Below are 22,669 nucleotides of genomic sequence, written 5' to 3'. Positions count from 1 at the left end.
CACCTACCCACGAGCAGGAGTCACCATGGACGAAGTCCTCCACCGCCAAGAGAGCGGCGTCTGCTGGATCACCCTCAACCGGCCGGAGGCCATGAACGCCGTCACCTGGGACCAGCGCGAGCGCGTCATCGCGCTGCTCGCCCAAGCCTCCGCCGACCCCGACGTCCGCGCCGTCGTCATCACCGCCACCGGCAAGGGCTTCTGCGCGGGCGCCGACCTCCGCGGAGCCCCCGCCCCCGCCACCCCCACCCCCACAGAGCGCGTCGTCGGCGACGTGGCCCGCATGATCCGGCTCGGCGCACAGCGCCTGATCACCGCCGTGCTCGACTGCGAGAAGCCGGTCATCGCCGCCGTGAACGGCACCGCAGCCGGCATAGGCGCCCACCTCGCGCTCGCCTGCGACCTCGTCATCGCCGCCGAACCGGCCCGTTTCATCGAGGTGTTCGTCCGCCGCGGCCTGGTCCCCGACGGCGGCGGCGCGTACCTCCTCCCCCGCCTCCTCGGCCCGCAGAAGGCGAAGGAGCTGATGTTCTTCGGAGACGCCGTCCCCGCCGCCGAGGCGGAGCGGCTCGGGCTCGTCAACAAGGTGGTCCCCGCCGAGGCCCTCGCGGACACCGCCAGGGAGTGGGCGGAGCGCCTCGCCCAGGGCCCGACCCGCGCCCTGGCCCTGACCAAGCAGCTGGTCAACGCCTCCCTGGACAGCGACCGGGCGACCGCACTCGCCGCCGAGGCCACCGCCCAGGAGCTAAACATGGGCACCGCCGACGCGAACGAGGGCGTCGCGAGCTTCGTGGAGCGCCGCACCCCGAAATACCTCGGCCGCTGAGCGGCGCGCCCTACATCCGCGGATCCGGCGTGAGCAGCGCGAACACCGCTCCCGTCGGATCCGCCGTCCACGCCATCCGCCCGACGTCGGGAACATCCGCGGCGGGCATCAGCACCGACCCGCCCCCGCCCCGTACCGCGGCCACCGTCGCGTCCACGTCGGCGACGTTGAAGTACGGGACCCAGCGCGGGACTTCGTCACCCACCCCGTCGCCCTGCGGGGCGACCCCGCCGAAGGACCCGTCCTCCTGGTCCCCGTCGGCGACGCTCAGCACCCGGTAGGTCATCCCGGGTGCTTCCATCTCGGCCGAACGCCACCCGAAGAGGCCCCCGTAGAACGCGAGGGCCGCGACCGGGTCGGGTACGTGCAGCTCCGCCCAGACCAGGCTGTTCACCTCCGAGGTCCGCCCCAGCCCGGCGGTCTTCCCCGGCTGCCAGCACGCGAACTCCGCGCCCTGCGGGTCGGTGAACTGCGCCAGCCGGCCCTCCCCCATGACGTCCCCGGGCTCCGCCCGGACCACGCCGCCGCCCGCCCTGACGGCCGCCGCCGTCTCCTCGATGTCGGGGGTGCTGAAGTGCAGCATCCACGCCGGGGCGGCGCCCTCCTCGGTGAGCGGCCCGAGGGCGGCGACGGTCTTGCCGCCGATCTGGAAGAAGCCGTAGCCGCCCGTCTCGGGACCCAGGGAGAGGAACTCCCAGCCGAAGACGGCGGTGTAGAACGAGACGGCCCCGTCGGTGTCGGGGCTCCCGAGGTCGAGCCAGTTGGGCGATCCCTTGCGGAAATCGGTGCCGAGCATGAGCTTCCTCCAGTGCGTGCGCTGCTACCGGGCCGGTCCGGGGTCCCAGGGCGAGCGGCGCCCCGGTCCCCCCGCCACGATGCCGAGCCCGTACGGACCCCGCGCCCCGGGCAGCCCCGCACGACGGTGGAATCACCCGTACGGCCGCGGCGCCCCCGCACCCGTGTCCGTATCTGTGGGATGTATGGCGCGGCGGCCATGGCGGAAGGGCGCACGGCCCGCGAACACTGGTGGGGAACCGCCGAGGACCAGGAAAGGACCACGGATCCATGCCATCAGAGACGACAAGGGCCTCCCACCCCCTCCGCGTACCGGACTCGCCCCTCGCCAAGGAGGCGACGGAACTCGTCCGGGACAGCCTGGGCGAGCTGCTCTACGACCACTCCCGCCGGGTGTACTTCTTCGGCCGCCTCCAGGGCCGCCGGCTCGGCATCGAGGCCGATCCCGAACTGCTCTACGTGGCCGCGATGTTCCACGACCTCGGCCTCACCGAGCCCTTCCACACCAGTGGCCGCCGCTTCGAGGTGGACGGCGCCGACCAGGCACGCCGGTTCCTGCGGAGCCACGGCGTCCCCGAGGACCCGGTGCGCCGGGTGTGGACGGCGATCGCCCTGCACACCACCCCGGGCATCCCGGAGCACATGGAGCCCGAGGTGGCGCTGGTGACGGCCGGCGTGGAGTACGACGTGCTCGGCATCGGCTACCACGACCTCGCCGAGGCGGACCGCGCGGCGGTCGTCGCCCTGCACCCGCGCCCCGGCTTCAAGGAACGCATCCTGCGCGCCTTCGCCGACGGCGTGGCGCCCAGGCCCGGAACCGCCTTCGGCAACGTCAAGGCCGACGTGCTCGCGCACCACGTCCCCGGTTTCGAGCGCGAGGACTTCGTACGCCGGATCCTGGACTCCCCATGGGCCGAGTAGCCGCCCGCACCGCCCGCACTCCCCGCACTCCCCGCACTCCCCACACTCCCCGCACCGCCGGACAAGCAGCCGCACGCCCCGCCGGGCGGACCGCACCTCACCCCGTGGTCATCGTCGCCTTCGACGGCGTGCAGCTGCTCGATGTCACGGGCCCCGCCGAGGTGTTCACCACCGCCAACCTCCACGGCGCCCGCTACGAGGTCCGGATCGTCTCCCCGGACGGGACGGACGTCCGCACCTCCTCGGGCGTACGCATCGGCGCGGACTGCGGCCCGGACCGGGGCCCGGACGGCGGCCCCGGCGCCCTGCCCGCCCGCCTCGGGACCCTCGTCGTCCCCGGCCGGAGCGACTGGCGGCGGGCCGTCGCCGATCCGGCGCTGACGGGCCTGGTCGGCGCGCTGGTACGGCGCTCGCGCCGGGTCACCTCCGTGTGCGCGGGGGCCTTCGTCCTGGCGGAGACCGGGGTGCTCGACGGGCGGCGGGCGGTCACCCACTGGAGGCTCGCGGCGCAGCTCGCGGCCGCGTACCCACTGGTGCGCGTGGAGGCGGATCCGGTGTTCGTCCAGGACGGGCACGTGGTCACCTCCGCCGGGGTGACCTCCGGCATCGACCTCGCGCTGTCCCTGGTCGAGGAGGACCACGGGGCCGCCGTCGCCCGGGAGGTCGCGCGGGAGCTGGTCGTCTTCATGGCCAGGCCCGGCGGCCAGTCCCAGTACAGCGCCCGCCTGACCCCGCGCGAGGCCGGGCACCCGGTGCTGCGCACGGTCATGGACGCCCTCGGGGCCGATCCGCGGCGCGCGCTCGACGAGGTCACCCGGGACGCGGGGGTCAGTGCCCGGCACCTGGCCCGGCTCTTCCGCTCGGAGACCGGGATGACGCCGGGGCAGTACCTGGAATCCGTCCGTCTCGAAGCCGCCCAGGCCCTGCTGGAGGCCGGTGACGACCCGGTGGACACGGTGGCCGGGCAGTCGGGCTTCGGCTCGGCCGAGACGATGCGGCGGGTCTTCCAGCACTCCCTGGGCCTCGCCCCGACCGCCTACCGCGCCCGCTTCCGCAGCACGCGCACGTCCCCGCCGTCCGGGTCCCCGATCAGCACGAACAGCTCCGGTTCCGCCGCCGTGCCCGCCACCTCCCCCCTGAGCGAAGCCTCCGCGCAGTCCGGCACGGTGAGGACCACGGCCGCCCGGCCGTAGGAGCGGTCCGCTTCCCGGGGCTCCCCCGTGCCGCGCTCCGAGCATCGTCCATCACGTCCGCGAAGGTGGCCGTCCGATGATCGAACGCGTTCGATCCATGGTGGACCCCACACTCCCCTTCCCATCTGACGCACCGTCAGCTTCAATCGGAGATGTGATGGGACACGCAGGGATGGCGGCCACCGTCGTCCGATACCTCAGGTCAGTCGGCTCCCTCCCCTCCGCCGCCGCGGAGCCCGGGACCGAGCCCGTCGAAGCACTGCCCCGCCCCGATCTGCGTGCCGTCGGCGAACACGAGCGCGCGCCCGTCAGCCCCGCCGAATTCCGCGCCGTACTGGGGAACTTCGCCAGCGGGGTCACGATCATCACCTCACCGCCCGGCGAGGGCGAGGACACTCCGGCCGGCTTCGCCTGCCAGTCCTTCGCCTCGCTCTCCCTCGACCCCCCGCTGGTCACCTTCATGGTGGCCCGTACGTCGACCACCTGGCCCCGCATCGCCCGCACCGGGGTGTTCTGCGTGAACATCCTCGGCGCCGAACAGGGCGACCTGTGCCGGGCCTTCGCCGTCAGCGGCGCCGACAAGTTCGCCGGGGTCGCCCACACCCCGGCCCCCGCCACGGGCTCCCCGCAGCTCGACGCGGTGCCCGCCTGGATCGACTGCCGCATCCACGCCGTGCACACCGGCGGCGACCACCTCATCGTGGTGGGCAAGGTCGAGGCCATGGGCGCGGCCGGCGAGGGCGATCCCCTGCTCTTCCACAAGGGCCGCTTCGGCCGCTTCACCGACTGACGCGCCCACGCACCGACGCACCCGCGCACCCGCGCACCCGCCCATCCGCCCACGGCCGGGTCTCAGCGCCTCGTCTCGTACCTGGTCAGGATCACGCCGCCGGGCAGTGCCCGCGTCTCCACCAGGTTCAGGTTCACCCAGGTGTCCAGCGCGGTGAAGAACGGCGTGCCGCCGCCCACCAGGACCGGGGCGGTGGCCAGCAGGTACTCGTCGATCAGCCCGGCCCGCAGGGCCGCCCCCGCGAGCGTCGCACCGCCGATGTGCATCGGACCGCCGTCCTCGGCCTTGAGCCGGGTGATCTCGGCGACCGCGTCGCCGGTGACCAGGCGCGTGTTCCGGTCGACCGCGGCGACCGGCTCGACCGTGTCGTCGATCGTCGAGGAGAACACCACCTTCGACAGGTCACGCCAGCGGCGCGCGAACTCGATCTCCGCCGGGGTGGCGCCCGGCTGCTGGTCGGCGGTCGGCCAGTGGGAGCTCATCGTCCGCCACAGCTTGCGCCCGTACAGCTCCAGGTCCATCGCCTGCAACTGGTCGGACCAGAACCCGAACAGCTCGTCGCTCGGCACGCTCCAGCCGATGTCGTCGCCGGGCGCGGCGATGTAGCCGTCCAGGGACACGTTCATGCCGTAGATCAGTTTCCTCATGGCGCCAGCCTTCCGTGAATCGGTCTCGCCCGTACGGACCGGCGCGGCGCGGAAAACTCATCGGTGCACGCCCGCGCCCGGCCCCGCTCCGGGGAGCGGGGTCGGGCACAGAATTGGGGGACTCAGAACGTGAGGACCCCCCGGGCCACCCGCCCGTGGTGGGCGTCGTCCACGGCCTTGGCGAAGTCCTCGACCGGGTAGACCTCGGTGACCAGCTCGTCCAGCAGCAGCCGGCCCTGCCGGTAGAGCTCCGCGTAGAGCGCGATGTCCCGCTGCGGGCGCGAGGATCCGTACCGGCAGCCCATGATCGTCTTGTCCAGGTACATGGACGAGACCTGGAAGGCGGCCTCCTCCTTGAAGCCGGGCACGCCGAGCAGCACCGCCTGTCCGTGCCGGTCCAGCAGGTCGATCGCCTGCCGGATCAGCTTGACGTTGCCCACGCACTCGAAGGCGTGGTCCGCGCCCGTCGGCAGGATCTCCTTGACGGCCGCCGAGGAGTCCGCCACCGCCGAGGCGTCGATGAAGTGCGTGGCGCCGAACTGCCGGGCCACCGCTTCCTTCGCCGGGTTCGCGTCGATCGCCACGATGGTCGTGGCGCCCGCGATCCGGGCGCCCTGGAGCACGTTGAGCCCGATGCCGCCGGTGCCGATGACGACCACGCTCTCGCCGCGGTCCACCTTCGCCCGGTTCAGTACGGCGCCCACGCCCGTCAGGACCCCGCAGCCGATCAGGGCGGCCGAGGTCAGCGGGATGTCCTGGGGGATCTTCACCGCCTGCACGGCCTTGACGATCGTCCGTTCCGCGAAGGCCGAGTTGGACGCGAACTGGAAGAGCGGCTTGCCGCCCCGCGAGAACGGCTGGCCCGGCATCCCGATCGCCTTGCGGCACATCGTCGGCCGGCCGCGGTCGCAGTCCGCGCACGCCCCGCAGTTGGCGAGCGTGGACAGCGAGACGTGGTCGCCGGGCGCCACGTGCGTGACCCCGGACCCGACCGCCTCCACCACGCCCGCGCCCTCGTGCCCGAGCACCACCGGCGGCGGGAACGGGATCGTCCCGTCGATCACCGACAGATCGCTGTGACACAGACCGGCCGCCGCTATCGCGACGAGCACCTCCCCCGGCCCCGGGTCCCGGATCTCCAGATCGTCGACCACCTGGGCCTGCTTGCCGTCGAATACGACGCCTCTCACCTGGACTCCTTAGGCAGGCCGAGCACGCGCTCGGCGATGATGTTGCGCTGGATCTCGTCCGAGCCGCCGTAGATGGTGTCGGCGCGGGTGAACAGGAACAGCCGCTGCTCCTCGTCGAGTCCGAGTTCGTACGGGGTCCCCGGCGCCCAGTGCCCCGGCCCGGCCGTGGCCACCGCGCCCCGGACCTGCACCGCCAACTCCCCGAGCCGCCGGTGCCAGCCGCCCCACAGCAGCTTGGCCACGCTGGGCGCACCGGGGTCACCGCCCCCGCCCCCGGTCGTGTTCGCGTTCGCCGAGCCCAGCGTCCGCAGCGCGTTCCACCGCATCGTGCGCAGCTCGGCCCACTGCCGTACGAGGCGTTCGCGCAGGACCGGGTCGCCCGCGCCGGCGTCCACGTACGCCCGGACCACCCGCTCCAGTTCGGCCGCGAAGCCGATCTGCTGGACGAGCGTGGAGACCCCGCGCTCCAGCGCGAGCAGTCCCATGGCCACGGACCAGCCGTTGCCCTCCCCGCCCACCACCTCGGCGGCGACGGCCCCGTCGAAGAACACCTCGTTGAACTCGGAGGTCCCCGACATCTGCCGGATCGGCCGGACCTCGACCCGGCCCGGCTGGTCCATGCGGACCAGCAGGAAGGACAGCCCGCGGTGGCGCACCGACCCGGCCCCGGTGCGCGCCAGGACGAAGCACCAGTCGGCGTCCTGGGCGAGCGAGGTCCAGATCTTCTGCCCGGTGACCCGGAACAGCCCGTCGGCCGCGTCCGCGACCGCCGTCGTACGGATGCCGGCGAGATCGGAGCCGGCGCCCGGTTCGGAGTACCCCTGGCACCACAGCTCCTCGCCGCGGGCGATGGCGGGGAGGTAGCGGGCCCGCTGCTCCGGGGAGCCGTAGGCGATCAGCGTCGGCGCGAGGAGGTTCTCGCCGATGTGGCCGACCCGGGCCGGGGCGCGCGCGGCCGCGTACTCCTCGGCCCACACCACCTGCCCGGTGAGGGAGAGCCGCCGGTTGCCGTAGCCCTCGCCCTCCCCCGTCTCCCAGCCCTGGCCGATCCACCCCGCGCGCCCCAGCTCGCGCTCCCACGCCCGGCGGACCTCGACCCCCTCGTGCTCACTGCCCGGCCCGCCGAGGCCGAGGGCCTGCGCGTACGGGCCGGTGAGGTGCTCGGCGAGCCAGGCCCTCGCGCGGCCGCGCAGCTGCTCGTCCTCCTCGTCGAAGCCGAAGTCCATGCTCAGTGCCCCCCTCTGGTCCTGTCCGGCCGCAGGGCCGTCTCGTGCGGATCGTGCCGGTCCAGCCGTGCCGTGCGGTGGGTCGCCCCGGGGCGGCACGCCGGGCGGTCCCGGCACGTTCCGGAAGGGCCGGCCCGCGGCGGTCCCGGGCGCCGTGGCACGCGTACCCGTCGGCCCGTCCCGGGTTCCCGGTCCGAACCTCCGGCCAGGGCCTACGCGTTGGGGCGGTCCTTGGCGGCCGCCGCCTTGGCCATGGCTTCGAGCTGGGCGAGCATCGGCATGGGGTCGGTGCCGACCGTCCCCGGCAGGAAGTCGGCGATCTTCTCGGGGGTCCAGGACCCCTCGGCGTAGCCGGCGCGCAGTTCACGGGGCTGGGCCCAGACGGCGATCTTCGGGCCGGCGATCGTGTAGACCTGCCCGGTGATCCTCTCGCCGCCGACGGCCACGGCCCGGTCGGAGAGCAGGTAGGTCACGAGCGCCGCCACGTCCTCGGGCTCGCCGATCTCCTTGAGCTCCATCGGCACGTTGGCCGACATCCGGGTGCGCGCGACGGGCGCCACCGCGTTGGCGGTCACTCCGTACTTGGCCAGCCCCAGGGCCGCCGACCGGACGAGCGAGATGATCCCGCCCTTGGCGGCGCTGTAGTTGGCCTGGGCCACCGAGCCCTGGTGGTTGCCGCTGGTGAAGCCGATCAGCGTGCCGGTGCCCTGGCGGCGCATGACGGCGGAGGCCGCGCGGAAGACGGTGAAGGTGCCCTTGAGGTGGGTGGCGACCACCGGGTCCCACTCCTCCTCGGACATGTTGAAGAGCATCCGCTCGCGCAGGATGCCGGCGACGCACACGACTCCGTCGATGCGTCCGTACTGGGCGAGCGCGGTGTCGACGATGCGCTGGCCGCCCGCCATGGTCGAGATGTCGTCGGCGACGGCGACGGCCTCCCCGCCGGCGGCGACGATCTCCTTCACCACCGCTTCGGCTATCTCGCTGGTGGGCTCGTTGCCCTCCATCCCCACGCCGTAGTCGTTGACGACGACCCGGGCACCCTCGGCGGCCGCGGCGAGTGCCACGGCCCGCCCGATGCCCCGGCCGGCGCCTGTGACGGCGACGACTTTGCCTGCCAAGAAGTTCCCCACGTCCGGCCCCTTCCCGCGTTTTCTGACGGTCCGTTAGATTCTATGGGCAGTCGGACGCACCAGCACAAGACCCAGTTCGTCACCGCGGTTCATTTCACTTCGAGGAGCTGATGAGATCGATGTCCATGCCCGCCGAGTTCCACGACATCGCCAAGCGCGTCAACAACTGGGGCCGGTGGGGCGCCGAGGACGAGATCGGCACCCTCAACCTGATCACCGACGAGGTGGTCCGCGCGGCCGCCACCGAGATCCGTACCGGCCGCCGCATCCCCCTGGCCCTCCCGCTCAAGGAGGACGGCGTGCAGTCCGGCATGATCCCCGGCCGGATCAACCCGCTGCACACGATGGTGCAGATCAACCAGGAGCTCTTCGGCCCGGGCACGGTGGCGTGCAGCGACGACGCGGTGACCTTCGGGCTCCAGGCCGGCACCCACTGGGACGCGCTCACGCACGTCTCGCACTCGGGGAAGATCTACAACGGCCGCCCGGCCGGCACCATCACGGCGCACGGCCGCGCCGAGTTCAGCGGCATCGACAAGGCCGGGCACATCGTCTCGCGCGGAGTCCTGCTGGACGTGGCCCGCGCCAAGGGCCTGGACCGGCTCCCCGGCGGCCACGCGGTCACCCCGGAGGACCTGGCGGAGGCGGAGGAGTTCGCCGGGGTCACCGTCCGGGCGGGCGACATCGTCCTGGTCCGCACCGGCCAGGTGCAGGTCTATCTGGCGGGCGACAAGCACGGCTACGGCTACCCGTCCCCCGGCCTGTCCGTCCGTACGCCCGAGTGGTTCCACGCCCGGGACGTGGCGGCCGTCGCGAACGACACCCTGACCTTCGAGATCTTCCCGCCGGAGATCGAGAACCTGTGGCTGCCGGTGCACGCGCTGGACCTGGTCGAGATGGGCATGCACCAGGGCCAGAACTGGAACCTCGAAAAGTTGTCCACAGCCTGTGCGGAAGAATCCCGCTACACCTTCCTCCTCTCGGCCATGCCGGAACCCTTCGTCGGCGCGGTGGGCACCCCGGTGGCCCCGATCGCCATCCTCTGACCCGCGGCGCGGCGGGGCGGAGCGCATCGGGCCCGCGCGAAGGGCGGTGGTCCAGGACCACCGCCCCTTCCGTTCCGCGGTCAGCCCTTGGCGCAGATCACGTCGTACGGGCGGCCCACCGCCATGGTCAGCTGCATCGGCTCGGTGGTGCCGGACGGGCACTCGGCCTTCGTCTTGACCAGGCCGAGGACCTTGTACGCGCCCGAGCCGCCCGAGGCGCACGGCACTTCCTGCGCCTGGTCCGTCACGCAGTCGCCCTGCACCAGCTGGCCGCCGCCGGCGCCCGCGTCACCGGGGTGGCCGCCGGACAGGTTGCGGCCGCAGACGGTGTTGGTGGGGATGCCACCCGACTTCGCGGAGCCGTAGGTCATGCTCACCTTGATCATCAGGTCGGTACCGGGCGGGCACTGGATCGCGCCCGGCAGGATGCTGGCGTCCTTGATGTCGATCGCCTTGAAGGTGGCTCCGGAGGCCGAGCACTTCTGCGGGCGGTAGCCGTCCGGCGGGTTGTCGGGGTCGGGGCCGCCGCAGTCGCCCACCGCCCACGTGCTCGACGTGTCGGAGGAGGACTCCGGATTCCCGGGGTCCTTGGACGCCGTGGCGGAGGGCGAGGCCGCGGTCGAAGTCGAGGGCTTGGCGTCGCCCTTGCCGCCGTCCTTGCCGAGCCACTGGGAGGCTCCGTAGATGGCCGCGGCGACCAGGACGAGGACGAGGAAGACCGGGAGCTTGCTCCCGCTGCGCCTCGGGGCGGGAGGAGGCGTCGCCTCGTACGGGTTTGCCATGCGCTTCTCTCCTGCGGTGAGGGGGACTGCGGAGTGGGGCGGCGTGCCCCGCACTGAGACACGTCATGGACACCTCATGGTTCCACGTCCCCGACCCTCAGGCGCAGAGCGGCGGTTGCTCCTCCGTGGCGCGGAAGGTGACCGTGGGCCCCGCGTCGTGGCGGACGAAGCGCGCCTCGGCCGCCGAGACGAGCATCATCGTGCCCGCCGTGTACGGGTCGTCCCAGACGGCCGCGTCCAGGTCCCGGTCCGGCACTTCCGGATCGGCGCGCCACCAGCGGCCGTCGAACTTCGTGAACCGGAGCCCGCAGTGCACGTACAGGTCATGGGCGTACGGGACCCCGAGCCGCGGGGCCGTCTGAACGGCCGGCTCCGTCGCCGCGGGCAGTTCGCTCGGCGGTCCCGCGGTCGCGGCCGGCGGGGCGGGCATCCGGGACCCGTCGCCCGGCGACCACTGCGGGACCAGGAGGGCCAGCCCCGTGACGGCCACCACCAGCCCGGCCCCGGCCGCCCTCCGGCGCCGGCGGATCCGGGCGGCCGCCCGGACGGCGCCGAGCGCCGTCGGCACCGCGACCGGCACCGCCGGCCGGTCCGCCAGCGCGTGCAGGGCGCCGCGCAGCTCTTCTTCGAGGACCTCGGGGAACCTGGTCATCGCGCCTCCGCCTCACTCGTGGTCGTACGCGTACGCGTGCTCGTACGCGTGCTCGTACGCGTGCTCGCGCCCTCGCCCTCGCCCGGCCAGAGGTCGGGGTGGGACCGCAGGCGGGTCAGGGCCCGGGCGGTCAGGCTGGTCACCGTGCCGTTCGGGCAGCCCAGGATCTCCGCCGTCTGCTCGACGGTCAGGTCCTGGTAGTAGCGCAGCACCAGCACGGCCCGCTGGCGTCGCGGCAGCCCGAGCAGCGCGCGTTCGAGCAGGTCGGCAGCCGCGACCGCGTCGGCCGCGGGATCGACGGACCCGCCCGCCGCATCGGGCAGGGCCGCGTGGGGCAGCTCGTGGTGCCAGCGCCTGCGGCGCCAGGTGCAGTACGTGGTGACCATGACCTTGTGCGCGTAGCCGATCGGTGCGTCGTACCGGCCGGCCCGCGCCCAGCGGTCGTACACCTTGGCCAGGGTCACCTGCACCAGGTCCTGTCCCAGATGCCAGTCGCCCGTCAGCAGCCGCGCGGTGCGGAGCAACGGGAGTCCGGCCGCCGCGACGAACTCCGCAAAGGATTCTTCGGATGGATCCACCCGGCAACACCCCCCTCACCCTCAAGACGACGTGGCGGGGGCATCGCATTGCACGAGGTGCGCGCGCGGCACGAGGAGTGTTTGCGGGTGGCGGCGGCGCGCATGCACGCCCCGAGCGCGGCACGGCGGCCGCCACCCCACGACCCGCACTCGTCAAGGCAGGACCTGACCCTTGGCGTCCCCTCGCGACGAATCGTTCAACACAAGAGTGATCACCAGTTGACGAACCGTCAACACCTCGTTAGAGGTACACGCGCGGTTCCCGGATCGCGCCACGGATTTCCGGCCCGTCCAGGGGTCCGACCAGAGGCCCGTCCAGGAGCCCGTCCAGAGGCCCGCACAGGGACCCGTCCAGGGGCTCCCCCGGGGACTCCGCGGCCTCGTCCCCGATCCCCTCCGCGGCCTTCTCCTCGCGGTCGATCTCGCACCAGATCCGCTTGCCGGCGCCCTCGCGCTGCCAGCCCCAGCGGTCCGCCAGCCCGTCCACCAGCTCCAGTCCGCGCCCGCCCGTGTCGTCTCCGGCGGCCTGCCGCGGGGACGGGGCCCGGTCGCTCGCGTCCGCGACCTCCACCCGCACCCCCGGCTCCCCGAAGAGCATGCGCAGCACGGCCGGACAGCCGGTGTGCACGACGGCGTTGGTGACCAGCTCGGAGATCAGCAGGATCAGCGTCTCCGCGAGCGGCTCGTCATCCCCTATGCCACAGCCCGCGAGCCGGGAGCGGGCCCATCGGCGGGCCCGGCCGACCTCGGCGGGGTCCGGTCCTACCTCCAGCTGAACCTGAAGCACCTGCACCGCTCACACCATCCGAACCGGCGGACACTTCGCCTCGCGACAGGACGGAGTCACCGAGTGTGACCCCGTTGCGGAGCAGCATGGTTGACGTACAGTCACCACAACAAGCGCTTCGGGCATATTCCAGCGTGAAGGAGTAGGCGTGGTGCATACTGTGCGGCGCTCGCGCCGCTCAACCGCTCGCATTCCCGGGAGCGTACCGGAGCGGCCCCCCGCCTCCGGGCCGCAATGAGTCGGGCGAAGGACACAAACCGATATCAACTCTCTGTAATCGGACATGCGTCCCGCACCGTCCCTCCCGTGCCCCCGTCGTCACCATGAGCAAGCAGCCGGCGCCCTACTCCGCCCCCGCCAGCAGCTCCGCCGCCAGCGCCTCCTCGGCCTGCGCCGCCGTCCGCCACTGCTCCGCCCGCACCCAGGCCCGCTTCAGGTGCAGGTGCACGTCCGCCTCCCAGGTGAAGCCCATCCCGCCGTGCACCTGCAGGCAGTCCCGGGCATTGCGCACGGCCGCCTCGTCGGCCAGCAGCTTGGCTCCGGCCACCTCCGCCGGATCCGCCGTCACGGCGGCCGCGTAGACCGCCGTACGGGCCACCTCCGCGCGCACCAGCATCTGCGCGCACAGGTGCTTGACCGCCTGGAACGCCCCGATCGGCTGCCCGAACTGCTCGCGCTCCTTGGCGTAGCGCACGGCCAGCTCCACCGTGCGCAGCGCGCTGCCGAGCTGCAGGGCCGCCGTCAGCAGCGTCCCCTCGTCGCGGTACCTGCCGGCCGTCACCGGCCGCCCCGGTACGGAGACCCGTGCCAGCGGGGTCAGCGGGTCCGCGGAGCGCACCGGCTCCCCGCTGTAGACCTCCACCGGCTCCCCGTCCGCGCCGAGGACCGCGTCGGCCTCGCCGAGGTGGGTCACCAGCGGGCCCTCCATGTCGAAGGCCGTCACCACCGTCTCGCCCTCCGCGGCCCCCGCGACCAGCCCGGCGGCCAGGTGGGTGGCGACCAGCGGGCCCGGCAGCAGGGCCCGCCCGGCCTCCTCGAAGACCAGGACCGCCTCCGGGAGCCCGAGTCCGACCCCGCCCTCGTCCTCCGGGAGCCGCAGCGCGAAGAACCCGGCGCCGCCGAGTTCCCGCCACAGGGCCCGGTCCACGGACCGGCCGGTGCCGGCCGCCCCGTCGACCGAGGCGCGCAGCGCGTCGCGGCCGTAGCGGCCCTCCAGGAGGTCCCGTACGCCCGCCCGCAGGTCCCGCTGGTCCTGCGTCGGCTGGAAGTCCACGGAACCCTCACCTCCCCTTCGGCAGGCCGAGGATCCGCTCGGCCACGATGTTCTGCTGGATCTGCGAGGTGCCCGCCGCGATCGTGTACGAGAGCGAGGAGAGCCGGTCCAGGGTCCACTCCTCGTCGAGCGAGAGGGACTGGGCGCCCAGCACCTCGGCGGCCGTGTCGTACAGCTCCTGGCGGGCGTGCGAGTAAGCCAGCTTGAAGACGCTGCCGCCGATGCCCGGGACCCCGCCGGAGCGTGTCGACTCGCTGACGTTCCACTGGGTGAGCCGCCACAGCGCGCCGAACTCCCCGTACAGCCGGCCCAGCCGGCGCCGCAGCACCGGGTCGTCCCAGCGGCCGTTGGCCTTCGCGGCGCGCGCCAGTTCGCCGAGGGTGCGCCGGCAGGCGACGACCTCGCCGACGAAGGCGGTGCCGCGTTCGAAGGACAGGGTCACCATCGTGACCCGCCAGCCGTCGTTCTCGGCGCCGACCCGGTTGGCGACCGGGACCCGTACCTCGTCGAGGAACATCTCCGCGAACTCGGTGGACCCGGCCAGGGTGCGCAGGGGCCGGATCGTCACCCCGGGGGCGTCCATCGGCATGGCCAGCCAGGTGATCCCCCGGTGCTTGGGGGTCTCGGCGGTGACGGGATCGGTCCGCACCAGCAGTTCGCACCAGTCGGAGACCTCCGCGTGCGAGGTCCATATCTTCGACCCGGTGATCACGTACTCGTCGCCGTCGCGGACCGCGCGGGTGCGCAGCGAGGCCAGGTCGGAGCCCGCGTCCGGCTCGCTGAAGCCCTGGCACCACATCTCGTCGCCGCGCAGGACGGGCGGCAGCCAGCGCGCCCGCTGCTCCGCGGTGCCCTCGGCGGCGATGGTCGGGCCGGCGTGCAGCAGCCCGACGAAGTTCGCGCCGACGTACGGGGCTCCCGCGCGCTCGGTCTCCTCCAGGTAGATCAGGTGCTGGGTGGGGGTGGCCCCGCGGCCGCCCGCGTCCACCGGCCAGTGCAGTCCGGCGTACCCGGCGTCGTACAGCCGGCGCTGCCAGCCCGCGTCGTACGCGCGGCGGCCCGGCCAGTCGTCGGGCGAGGGCCTGGGCGGCAGCCCGGGGAGCACGTGCGCGAGCCAGGCCCGCAGCCGGGCCCGGAACTCGCGTTCCTCCTCGGTATAGGTGAGGTCCACTGCGCCTACCGCCCCGTCCGCCGGTCCTTGTCGAAGTCAAGTCCGAGCATACGGATGGCATTTCCTCGCATGAGCTTGTATACGGTTTCTTCGTCGAGGCCCTTGACGTGGTCGAGGGCGACCTCCTTGGTGTGCGGGAAGGTCGAGTCCACGTGCGGGTAGTCGGTCTCGAAGGTGGCGTTGTCGCGGCCGACGACGTCCAGCGAGGCGATCCCGTGCTTGTCGCGGAAGAAGCAGCAGAACATCTGCCGGTAGTAGTACGTGGACGGCGGCTCGGGGATCAGGTCCCTGACCCCGCCCCAGGCCCGGTGCTCCTGCCACACGTCGTCGGCGCGCTCCAGGGCGTACGGGATCCAGCCCATCTGGCCTTCGCTGTACGCCAGTTTGAGCGTCGGGAACTTGACGAGCACCCCGCTGAACAGGAAGTCCATCATCGAGGCCATGGCGTTGTTGAAGCTGAGCGCGGCCTGCACCGCGGGCGGGGCGTCGGGGGAGGCGGCGGGCATCTGGGAGCTCGACCCGATGTGCATGTTGACGACGGTGCCGGTCTCCTGGCAGACGGCGAAGAAGGGGTCCCAGTAGCCGGAGTGGATGGACGGCAGGCCGAGGTAGGTGGGGATCTCGGAGAAGGTCACGGCCCGCACCCCGCGCGCGGCGTTGCGGCGGATCTCGGCGACGGCCAGGTCGATGTCCCAGAGCGGGATGATGCAGAGCGGGATGAGCCGGCCGCCGCTGTCCCCGCACCACTCCTCGACCATCCAGTCGTTGTACGCGCGCACGCAGGCCAGGGCCACCTCCTTGTCCTTGGCCTCGGCGAAGGTCTGCCCGCAGAAGCGCGGGAAGGTCGGGAAGCACAGGGAGGCCTCGACGTGGTTGAGGTCCATGTCGAGCAGCCGCGCCTTGGGGTCCCAGCAGCCGCGCCGCATCTCCTCGCGGGTGATGCCCTCCAGGGTCATCTCGTCCCGGTCGAAGCCGACGGCGGCGATGTTGCGCTTGTACGGGAACTTCAGGTCCTCGTAGATCCACCAGTCGGTGGGCGGGCCGTCGGGGTCCATGGTGATCACGTACTTGCCGCCGGTGTAGGCGAGCTCGCCGATGCCGGCGGTGAGGGCCTTGGGGCCGCGGTTGCGGTACTTGGCCGGCAGCCATACGTCGAAGAGGTGGGCCGGTTCGATGACGTGGTCGTCGACGCTGATGATCCGAGGCAGTTCCATGATGTCCCCTCGCTGAATCTGATGGAGCGTCAGAAATCTGGAACCAAGCTAGCTCCCCACCCCTGGACCGACAAGCGTCCGCGCTCTACGCTCTGCGCTTGATCTGACTATCCGTCAGGTCCATGTGGCGGCCAACGGGAGGCGGGTCCGGGATGACGGACAACAGCACCGCAGTCGAACTCAGCCGGTCCCGCACGCTCTGGGACCTGATCACCCGCCGGGCCGCCATGACCCCGGACGCCCCGGTGCTCATCGAGGCCGCCGAGGACCCCTCCCACGACCGCCGGCTGACCTTCGCCGAACTGCGCGACCGCTCGGAACAGGTCGCGGCCGGCCTGTACGGCATGGGCGTGCGCCCCGGCACGGTGGTGGCCTGGCAGCTCCCCACCCGCATCGAGACCGTGCTGCTCTCGGTCGCCCTCGCCCGCATCGGCGCCGTCCAGACCCCCGTGATCCCCTTCTACCGGGACCGCGAGGTCGGCTTCGCGCTGCGCGAGTCCAAGGCGGAGTTCTTCGCCGTCCCCGGCGTCTGGCGCGGCTTCGACCACACGGCGATGGCGCACCGCCTCGGCGCCCACGGCGTCTTCGAGGCCTACGACTCCCTCCCGACCGGAGACCCGGCGGTGCTCCCCCCGCCCCCCGCGGAGGGCGTCTCGGTCCGGTGGATCTACTGGACCTCGGGCACCACCTCGGACCCCAAGGGCGTCCTGCACACGGACCGCTCCCTCATCGCCGGCGGCTCCTGCCTGGCCCACGCCCTGCACCTGTCACCGGACGACGTCGGCTCGATGGCCTTCCCGTTCGCCCACATCGCCGGACCCGACTACACGGTGATGCTGCTGCTCTACGGGTTCCCCGCGGTCCTCTTCGAGAAGTTCGCGATGCCCGACGCCCTGGACGGCTACCGCCGCCACGGGGTCACGGTCGCCGGCGGCTCCACGGCCTTCTACTCGATGTTCCTCACCGAGCAGCGCAAGGACCCCTCCGCCAAGCTCATCCCCAGCCTGCGCCTCCTCGCGGGCGGCGGCGCACCCAAACCCCCGGAGATCTACCACGCGGTCGTCCGCGAACTGGGCTGCCAGCTCACCCACGGCTACGGCATGACCGAGGTCCCCATGATCACGATGGGCGCCCCGGACGACACCGCGGAGAACCTCGCCACCACCGAGGGCCGGCCGCCGCAGGGCATGTCGATCCGCATCACGACCCCGGAGGGCACGCTCCTGCCCCCGGACACCGACGGGGAGGTCCGCCTGCGCGGGGAGGCGGTGTGCCAGGGCTACCTGGGGCGCGCGGAGAACGCCGGGGTCTTCGACACCGACGGCTACCTCATCACCGGCGACCTGGGCCACCTCACCGAGGACGGCTACCTGGTCCTGACCGGCCGCAGCAAGGACGTCATCATCCGCAAGGGCGAGAACATCTCGGCGAAGGAGATCGAGGACCTGCTCCACCGGCTCCCCGCCGTGGCCGACGTCGCCGTCATAGGCCTCCCGGACCCGGAGCGCGGCGAACGCGTCTGCGCCGTCGTCGAACAGCCCGCGGGCGCGGCCCCGCTGACCCTGGCCGAGGTGACCTCGCACCTCCGCGCGGAAGGCCTCTCCCCGCACAAGCTCCCGGAGCAGCTGGAACTGGTCGAGGCCCTGCCCCGCAACGACGCCCTGCGCAAGGTCCTCAAGTACAAGCTCCGCGAACGCTTCGCGTAGCTTCGTCCTGCGCCGCCACCGCCGGGCGGAACCATCCGCGCGAGGTCCCGGCCCCGGGCCACGCCGTGGTTCGGGCACCGGCTCACCGCCGCCGACCGCGAGGCCGTCCGCCGGGCCGAAGCGCTGCGGGACGCCGACACGGTACGAGCCCTGCGGCTGCTCAGCGAGGCAGGCCGCCGCCACGGCGCGGCACTGGCCTTCGCGGAGGCCTCGGCCGACCTGCTGCGCGGTCACGGGGCCGACCCCGACGGGCTGGCCGCCGAGGCCGGCTTGGCCGCCCGCCCCGCGGAGTACGAGAGCCTGCTCAGGGCCGTCGTGTCCCCCGGGGGTGGCAGCCGGCCCGGGACCAAGACCGCCCGGGGCACGGGCCGTCGGAGGTGACGTCCCCGCGCCCCGCTCGCCGCGGGCGCTACGCGTCCGGCGCCGCCACCCCGCAGTAGCCGGCGAAGGCCGCCAGGATCTCGTCCTCCGTGATGCGGCCATCGCCGTCCGCGTCCAGGGCCTTCGCGACCGGGCCCGCCAGCTCCTCCGGGGTGCCCAGCACGCGCAGCACGCGCGCCGTCGCCTCCGGGGTCGCACCGGGCCCGTCCGGGTCGGCCGCCGCGATCACCGCGCGCAGGAACGGCCGCGCGATCTCGGCGAACCGGTCCGAGTTGTCCCGCAGCCGCTTCGCCGCGCCCGTGACGAACTCCTCGCGGGACACCCGCTGGTCCCCGTCCACGTCCGCGATGCCGGCCATGCCCTGCCAGAAGGCCTCCGCCCCGGCGAACACGGCCTGGCCCCGGTCGGACCGGGCGGCGACGGCGAATTCGGCCAGGACCGCCCTGGCCGCCGTACTGAAGTCCTCCCGGTCGATGTACCCGGACCCGTCCTGGTCGAAGGTGGCGAAGCGGGCGGCGATCTTGCGCTCGTATTCTGCGCTGTCCATATTCGGCGTTCCGCCTTCACATATGCGGTGGGGTGCAGTTCAAGACAGGACAGGAGCGTAAGGCCTACGTGGCCTGCGCGTTAAGCGAAGCGGGCAAGCAGGTGGCCGCATCGAACCAGCGCACGAGGAGCGCGGTGGGGCGCGTACGTCTGTACCCATTGCTCCCCCGGCGTGTTCCCCCGACTCACGCCCTCAACCCGTCCCTCGTTCCGTCCCCCAACCCGTCCCCCAACCCGTGCTCCAACCCGTTCTCCCAACGGCCCCGTCCGGGCCCGGCATGCGCGTTCACGCCGCGCGACGCCCCTATCACGCAGGGCGCGTCTCCCGGAACGGGTTCCGGCAAAACAGGCGCGAACCGCTGCATGCCCACTACATTCGAGTGGTCGACACACGGCTGAAACCGGGAATCCGGCTGGGGGCACGATGCCGAAGGACGCACCACCGCGCTGGGACCGCCGCATGCAACAACGCCTGGCCCGCGGCGAGGCCGCCGCGCTCGGCGAGCTCTACGACCGCTTCGCCTCGCTCGTGCACAGCCTCGCCCACCGGGTCCTGAACGACGAGACGGCCGCCGACCGGGTCACCCGCGAGGTCTTCGGCTACATCTGGGAGAACCCCGACGCCTACGACCCCAAACAGGGCTCCATGCGCTCCTGGGTCGCCCGCATCACCCAGGGGCAGGCCGTGGCCCGCCTGCGCCAGGCCGAACTGGGCAACGGCTCCCGCGAGGAACTGGAGCAGAAGGTGCGCAGCGCCAACGCGGCGGCCCGCGCCGACTTCATCGTCACCTCCATGCCCGCGCCCCTGCGGGCCGCGCTCGAACTCGCCTACTTCAAGCGCCGCGACTACCGCCAGGCCGCCGCCGACCTGCAGATCAGCGAGGACGAGGCCCGGCGCCGGCTGCGCCTGGGCCTGCAACTCCTGTCCACGGCCAACGCCGTCCCGCGCGAGGACACGGTCCCGCCCGGGTACGGCCCCTCCGGATATGGAACGCCCCGATGACGAGCCCCTTCGGTGAAGAAGACGGCGAAGCGTACGAACGACCCCCGAACCCCGGCGGCGGCCCGGCGCGCATACCGGGCCCGCGCGGCGCTGCCGACGACCTCGAAACCCTCGACCACCCTGACAAGCCTGATAACCCCGACAAGCTCGATGCCCCCGACGCCCTTGACGACCTCGACGACCTCGACGACGCCGCGTACGCCAAGTTCACGGAGTACCCGGCGGTCACCGACTTCCCCGCCGCACCGGCGCCCGCCGAGCCCGAGCCCGTCCCGGCCGCGCCGCCGCCCAGCCATGCCGTACTGAAGTCCCTGCTCGGCGCCTGGGCCCTGGCGGCCTGCTCCGCGGAGGAGACCCAGGCCGTCGAGGACCACCTCACCGCATGCGCGCCCTGCGCCGAGGAGGCGCTGCGGCTGCGCGACGCCGTGGGGCTGCTGCACCCCGAGGAGACCCTCGACCTCAAGCCGCTGCTGCGCTCGCGCGTGCTGGAGGACTGCCTCGGCAAGCGCCCCGCCCGCATCCCGGTCCCGCTGTGGGCGAGCCCGTACGACACCGAGACGGCCCGGCTCGACGCCCTGCTGCGGGACTTCGGGGACTCGGAGTGGCACACCCCGGTCCGGCTGAAGTGGTTCGAGGAGGAACGCCGCCAGACCCGCCGGACCACGGTGGCCGGGGTCATCGGACACCTGCTGGCGGTGGACGGCCTGGTGGCGGCCGCGCTGGGCCTGGACGACCCCCTGGGCCCGGAGGCGTCCGCGGACACCCCGACCGAGCGCACCGAGCGGTTCTGGGAGGGCTCCCCGTACCCCACCACCCGCCGCGTCCGCGAGCCGTGGCGGGAGCAGGGCCACACCCTGGTCCGTACGGTCTCCTTCGCGGGCCGCGGCGTGGCCGAACTGGACGTGGACTACGGCGCCTTCGCCCTGCCCCTCGGGGACGCCTTCCTGGAGCGCGCCTTCGAGTGCTGGGTGCACGCCGTGGACATCGCGGAGGCGGTGGACTATCCGTACGGGCCGCCGGCCGCACCCCACCTGAACCGGATGATCGACCTGGCGGCCCGCCTCCTGCCGGCGGCCCTGGCCGGGCGCCGGCGGGCGGGACTGGCGGCGCCGGCCCGCGGGCTGGTCGCGGCGGGGGCGCCGGGCCGGACCCTGCACCTGGAGATCGAGGGCGCGGGAGGCGGCGGCTGGGACATCGCGCTGGACTCCCCCGCGGCGAAGCCCTCACCGGAGCACACGGTGGCCCGGATCGCCCTGGACGGCACGGAATTCTGCCAGCTCGCCGCCGGCCACATCTCCCCGGAGGACGCCGCGGTCGGGCAGGACGGCGACCGGGAAGCCATCCGCGACGTCCTCTTCGCGGCGGCCTCCCTGAGCCGGATGTAGGGCGCGCGGCGCCTCCGCGCGACGGCCCGACCGCCCGCCCGACCGACCGCCCGCCCGACCGCCCGTGCGCGGTTACGTGAAGACGACCGTCCGGGTCCCGTTCAGCAGGACCCGGTGCTCGCTGTGCCACTTCACGGCCCGTGCCAGCGCCTGGCACTCCACGTCCCGCCCGATGGCCACGAGCTGGTCCGGGGTGACCTCGTGCCCCACCCGCTCGACCTCCTGCTCGATGATCGGGCCCTCGTCCAGGTCCGCCGTCACGTAGTGGGCGGTCGCACCGATCAGCTTCACGCCCCGGGCGTGCGCCTGGTGGTACGGCTTCGCGCCCTTGAAGCTCGGCAGGAACGAGTGGTGGATGTTGATGATCCGCCCGCTCAGCTCCTTGCACAGGGTGTCCGAGAGCACCTGCATGTAGCGGGCGAGGACCACGAGGTCGACCTGCTCGGCCCGCACCAGCTCCAGCAGCTGCGCCTCGGCCGCCGCCTTCGTGTCCTTCGTCACAGGGATGTGCACGAACGGGACCCCGTAGGAGCCGACCAGTTCCTCGAAGTCGGTGTGGTTCGAGACCACGGCCGCGATCTCCACCGGCAGCGCACCGATCCGGTGGCGGAAGAGCAGGTCGTTGAGGCAGTGGCCGAACTTCGACACCATCAGCACGATCCGCATGCGCTCGTCGGAGCGGTGGATCTGCCAGTCCATCCGGAAGGTGTCGCCGATCGCGGCGAAACTGGCCCGCAGCTTCTCCACGGTCACCGGGGCGTCGGCCGCGAAGTGGACCCGCATGAAGAACAGTCCGGTGTCGCGGTCGCCGAACTGCTGGCTGTCCTCGATGTTGCACCCGGTCATGAACAGATAGCTGGACACGGCGTGCACGATGCCCTGCTTGTCCGGGCATGAGAGGGTCAGTACGTACTGCTGCGTGGCCTGGGGCTGCGGGTCGTCGCTCATGACCCCACAGCCTTCCACATCACACCGCGCGCGTGAGGATCCTCAGGACGTCCAGGGAGCGCGGACGCGCGTCCGGGTCGTCCCCGTCCGCCGTCGACAGCCGTACGTGGGCTTCGCGCGCGGCCCGTACCGCCTCCGGCCAGGCGTGGTGCTCCAGGTATCCGGAGACCGGGGCGTCGGGGCCGATCTGGTGCATGATCCGCAGCACGCGCAGCACGGCGAGGTCCACGAGGGCCGCCTCCTGCGAGTCCCGGAAGATCGTGCCGACGTACTTCTCCGCGGACCAGCTGTCGAGCCAGGTGTCCTCGACGAGCCGGTACACGGCGTCGGTGACGTCCCCGTACCCGTCGGCGCCGGCCAGCCAGGTGTCCTCCTGGAACGCGGGGTCGGAAAGCATGTGCAGCGCCGAGCGCACGTTGCTGCGCCAGCGCCACCACGGCATGTCGTTGAGGGGCATGCCGCCCATGGTGGAGGAG

General features: G+C 72.8%; 23 protein-coding genes. 8 read left to right on the top strand and 15 right to left on the bottom strand.

The window, feature by feature from the left end; all coding sequences use genetic code 11:
* Positions 1–25: 25 nt before the first annotated feature.
* Entirely contained in the window at positions 26–826 is an 801-nt protein-coding gene (locus ACWCP2_RS16015; protein ID WP_450909178.1) for an enoyl-CoA hydratase/isomerase family protein, read from the top strand.
* 10 nt (positions 827–836) lie between these two features.
* On the opposite strand, the gene ACWCP2_RS16010 is transcribed toward ACWCP2_RS16015, so the two are convergent.
* Positions 837–1,622 carry a VOC family protein gene (locus tag ACWCP2_RS16010; RefSeq protein WP_450909177.1) on the bottom strand — a complete coding sequence of 262 codons (786 nt, stop codon included), beginning with the start codon at positions 1,620–1,622 and terminating at the stop codon, positions 837–839.
* 269 nt (positions 1,623–1,891) lie between these two features.
* Here ACWCP2_RS16010 and ACWCP2_RS16005 point away from each other — a divergent pair, with 269 nt between their 5' ends.
* From ACWCP2_RS16005 to ACWCP2_RS15995, 3 genes are all read left to right on the top strand, one after another.
* Positions 1,892–2,542, top strand: a complete 651-nt coding sequence (locus tag ACWCP2_RS16005; RefSeq protein WP_450909176.1) for an HD domain-containing protein — start codon at positions 1,892–1,894, stop codon at positions 2,540–2,542.
* A gap of 104 nt (positions 2,543–2,646) precedes the next feature.
* Positions 2,647–3,735 (top strand): GlxA family transcriptional regulator, encoded by a 1,089-nt coding sequence (locus ACWCP2_RS16000; RefSeq protein ID WP_450909175.1) that lies wholly within the window; start codon positions 2,647–2,649, stop codon positions 3,733–3,735.
* 172 nt (positions 3,736–3,907) lie between these two features.
* Positions 3,908–4,525, top strand: a complete 618-nt coding sequence (locus ACWCP2_RS15995) for a flavin reductase family protein (RefSeq protein WP_450909222.1) — start codon at positions 3,908–3,910, stop codon at positions 4,523–4,525.
* Positions 4,526–4,587: 62 nt separating this feature from the next.
* Here the strand turns inward: ACWCP2_RS15995 and ACWCP2_RS15990 are convergent, their stop codons facing one another.
* The 4 genes from ACWCP2_RS15990 to ACWCP2_RS15975 form a co-directional block, all read right to left on the bottom strand.
* On the bottom strand, positions 4,588–5,172 hold the full coding sequence (locus ACWCP2_RS15990; RefSeq protein ID WP_450909174.1) for a dihydrofolate reductase family protein: 585 nt from the start codon (positions 5,170–5,172) through the stop codon (positions 4,588–4,590).
* 122 nt (positions 5,173–5,294) lie between these two features.
* The gene (locus tag ACWCP2_RS15985; RefSeq protein WP_450909173.1) at positions 5,295–6,362 is read right to left on the bottom strand and encodes a Zn-dependent alcohol dehydrogenase; all 1,068 of its coding nucleotides are present in this window, start codon (positions 6,360–6,362) and stop codon (positions 5,295–5,297) included.
* The gene (locus ACWCP2_RS15980) at positions 6,359–7,588 is read right to left on the bottom strand and encodes an acyl-CoA dehydrogenase family protein (protein ID WP_450909172.1); all 1,230 of its coding nucleotides are present in this window, start codon (positions 7,586–7,588) and stop codon (positions 6,359–6,361) included. Before ACWCP2_RS15980 ends, ACWCP2_RS15985 begins: the two co-directional genes overlap by 4 nt.
* 212 nt (positions 7,589–7,800) lie before the next feature.
* Positions 7,801–8,721 (bottom strand): SDR family NAD(P)-dependent oxidoreductase, encoded by a 921-nt coding sequence (locus ACWCP2_RS15975; protein WP_450909171.1) that lies wholly within the window; start codon positions 8,719–8,721, stop codon positions 7,801–7,803.
* A gap of 119 nt (positions 8,722–8,840) precedes the next feature.
* Between ACWCP2_RS15975 and ACWCP2_RS15970 the strand changes: the two genes are divergently transcribed.
* Entirely contained in the window at positions 8,841–9,767 is a 927-nt protein-coding gene (locus tag ACWCP2_RS15970; protein WP_450909170.1) for a cyclase family protein, read from the top strand.
* Between the two features lie 80 nt (positions 9,768–9,847).
* Here the strand turns inward: ACWCP2_RS15970 and ACWCP2_RS15965 are convergent, their stop codons facing one another.
* From ACWCP2_RS15965 to ACWCP2_RS15935, 7 genes are all read right to left on the bottom strand, one after another.
* Positions 9,848–10,549, bottom strand: coding sequence for a hypothetical protein (locus ACWCP2_RS15965; RefSeq protein WP_450909169.1), 702 nt, complete (start codon positions 10,547–10,549; stop codon positions 9,848–9,850).
* 97 nt (positions 10,550–10,646) lie between these two features.
* Entirely contained in the window at positions 10,647–11,201 is a 555-nt protein-coding gene (locus tag ACWCP2_RS15960; protein ID WP_450909168.1) for a hypothetical protein, read from the bottom strand.
* Complete coding sequence (locus tag ACWCP2_RS15955; protein ID WP_450909167.1) at positions 11,198–11,779, bottom strand: SigE family RNA polymerase sigma factor; 582 nt, start codon at positions 11,777–11,779, stop codon at positions 11,198–11,200. Before ACWCP2_RS15955 ends, ACWCP2_RS15960 begins: the two co-directional genes overlap by 4 nt.
* A 241-nt stretch (positions 11,780–12,020) precedes the next feature.
* The gene (locus tag ACWCP2_RS15950; RefSeq protein WP_450909166.1) at positions 12,021–12,572 is read right to left on the bottom strand and encodes an ATP-binding protein; all 552 of its coding nucleotides are present in this window, start codon (positions 12,570–12,572) and stop codon (positions 12,021–12,023) included.
* A 337-nt stretch (positions 12,573–12,909) separates the two neighbouring features.
* Entirely contained in the window at positions 12,910–13,839 is a 930-nt protein-coding gene (locus ACWCP2_RS15945) for an acyl-CoA dehydrogenase family protein (RefSeq protein ID WP_450909165.1), read from the bottom strand.
* Between the two features lie 7 nt (positions 13,840–13,846).
* Entirely contained in the window at positions 13,847–15,010 is a 1,164-nt protein-coding gene (locus ACWCP2_RS15940) for an acyl-CoA dehydrogenase (RefSeq protein ID WP_450909164.1), read from the bottom strand.
* A 5-nt stretch (positions 15,011–15,015) separates the two neighbouring features.
* Complete coding sequence (locus tag ACWCP2_RS15935) at positions 15,016–16,224, bottom strand: amidohydrolase family protein (RefSeq protein WP_450909163.1); 1,209 nt, start codon at positions 16,222–16,224, stop codon at positions 15,016–15,018.
* Positions 16,225–16,376: 152 nt separating this feature from the next.
* Between ACWCP2_RS15935 and ACWCP2_RS15930 the strand changes: the two genes are divergently transcribed.
* The gene (locus tag ACWCP2_RS15930; protein ID WP_450909162.1) at positions 16,377–17,930 is read left to right on the top strand and encodes a class I adenylate-forming enzyme family protein; all 1,554 of its coding nucleotides are present in this window, start codon (positions 16,377–16,379) and stop codon (positions 17,928–17,930) included.
* A gap of 409 nt (positions 17,931–18,339) precedes the next feature.
* Here ACWCP2_RS15930 and ACWCP2_RS15925 read toward each other — a convergent pair whose 3' ends face one another.
* Positions 18,340–18,858 (bottom strand): EF-hand domain-containing protein, encoded by a 519-nt coding sequence (locus ACWCP2_RS15925; RefSeq protein ID WP_450909161.1) that lies wholly within the window; start codon positions 18,856–18,858, stop codon positions 18,340–18,342.
* A 423-nt stretch (positions 18,859–19,281) separates the two neighbouring features.
* Between ACWCP2_RS15925 and ACWCP2_RS15920 the strand changes: the two genes are divergently transcribed.
* Positions 19,282–19,860 (top strand): sigma-70 family RNA polymerase sigma factor, encoded by a 579-nt coding sequence (locus tag ACWCP2_RS15920; protein ID WP_450909160.1) that lies wholly within the window; start codon positions 19,282–19,284, stop codon positions 19,858–19,860.
* Positions 19,857–21,245 carry a maleylpyruvate isomerase N-terminal domain-containing protein gene (locus tag ACWCP2_RS15915; RefSeq protein WP_450909159.1) on the top strand — a complete coding sequence of 463 codons (1,389 nt, stop codon included), beginning with the start codon at positions 19,857–19,859 and terminating at the stop codon, positions 21,243–21,245. Before ACWCP2_RS15920 ends, ACWCP2_RS15915 begins: the two co-directional genes overlap by 4 nt.
* A gap of 72 nt (positions 21,246–21,317) precedes the next feature.
* On the opposite strand, the gene purU is transcribed toward ACWCP2_RS15915, so the two are convergent.
* Positions 21,318–22,193 (bottom strand): formyltetrahydrofolate deformylase, encoded by an 876-nt coding sequence (purU, locus tag ACWCP2_RS15910; RefSeq protein WP_450909158.1) that lies wholly within the window; start codon positions 22,191–22,193, stop codon positions 21,318–21,320.
* A 19-nt stretch (positions 22,194–22,212) separates the two neighbouring features.
* Positions 22,213–22,659: an SCO4402 family protein gene (locus tag ACWCP2_RS15905; protein ID WP_450909221.1), complete on the bottom strand. Its 447-nt coding sequence runs from the start codon at positions 22,657–22,659 to the stop codon at positions 22,213–22,215.
* Between the last annotated feature and the right edge of the window lie 10 nt (positions 22,660–22,669).

This window comes from Streptomyces sp. NPDC002104, from assembly GCF_053593795.1.
The sequence above is the reverse complement of the archived record's forward strand: the minus strand, read 5'-3'. Positions and strand labels throughout refer to the sequence as shown.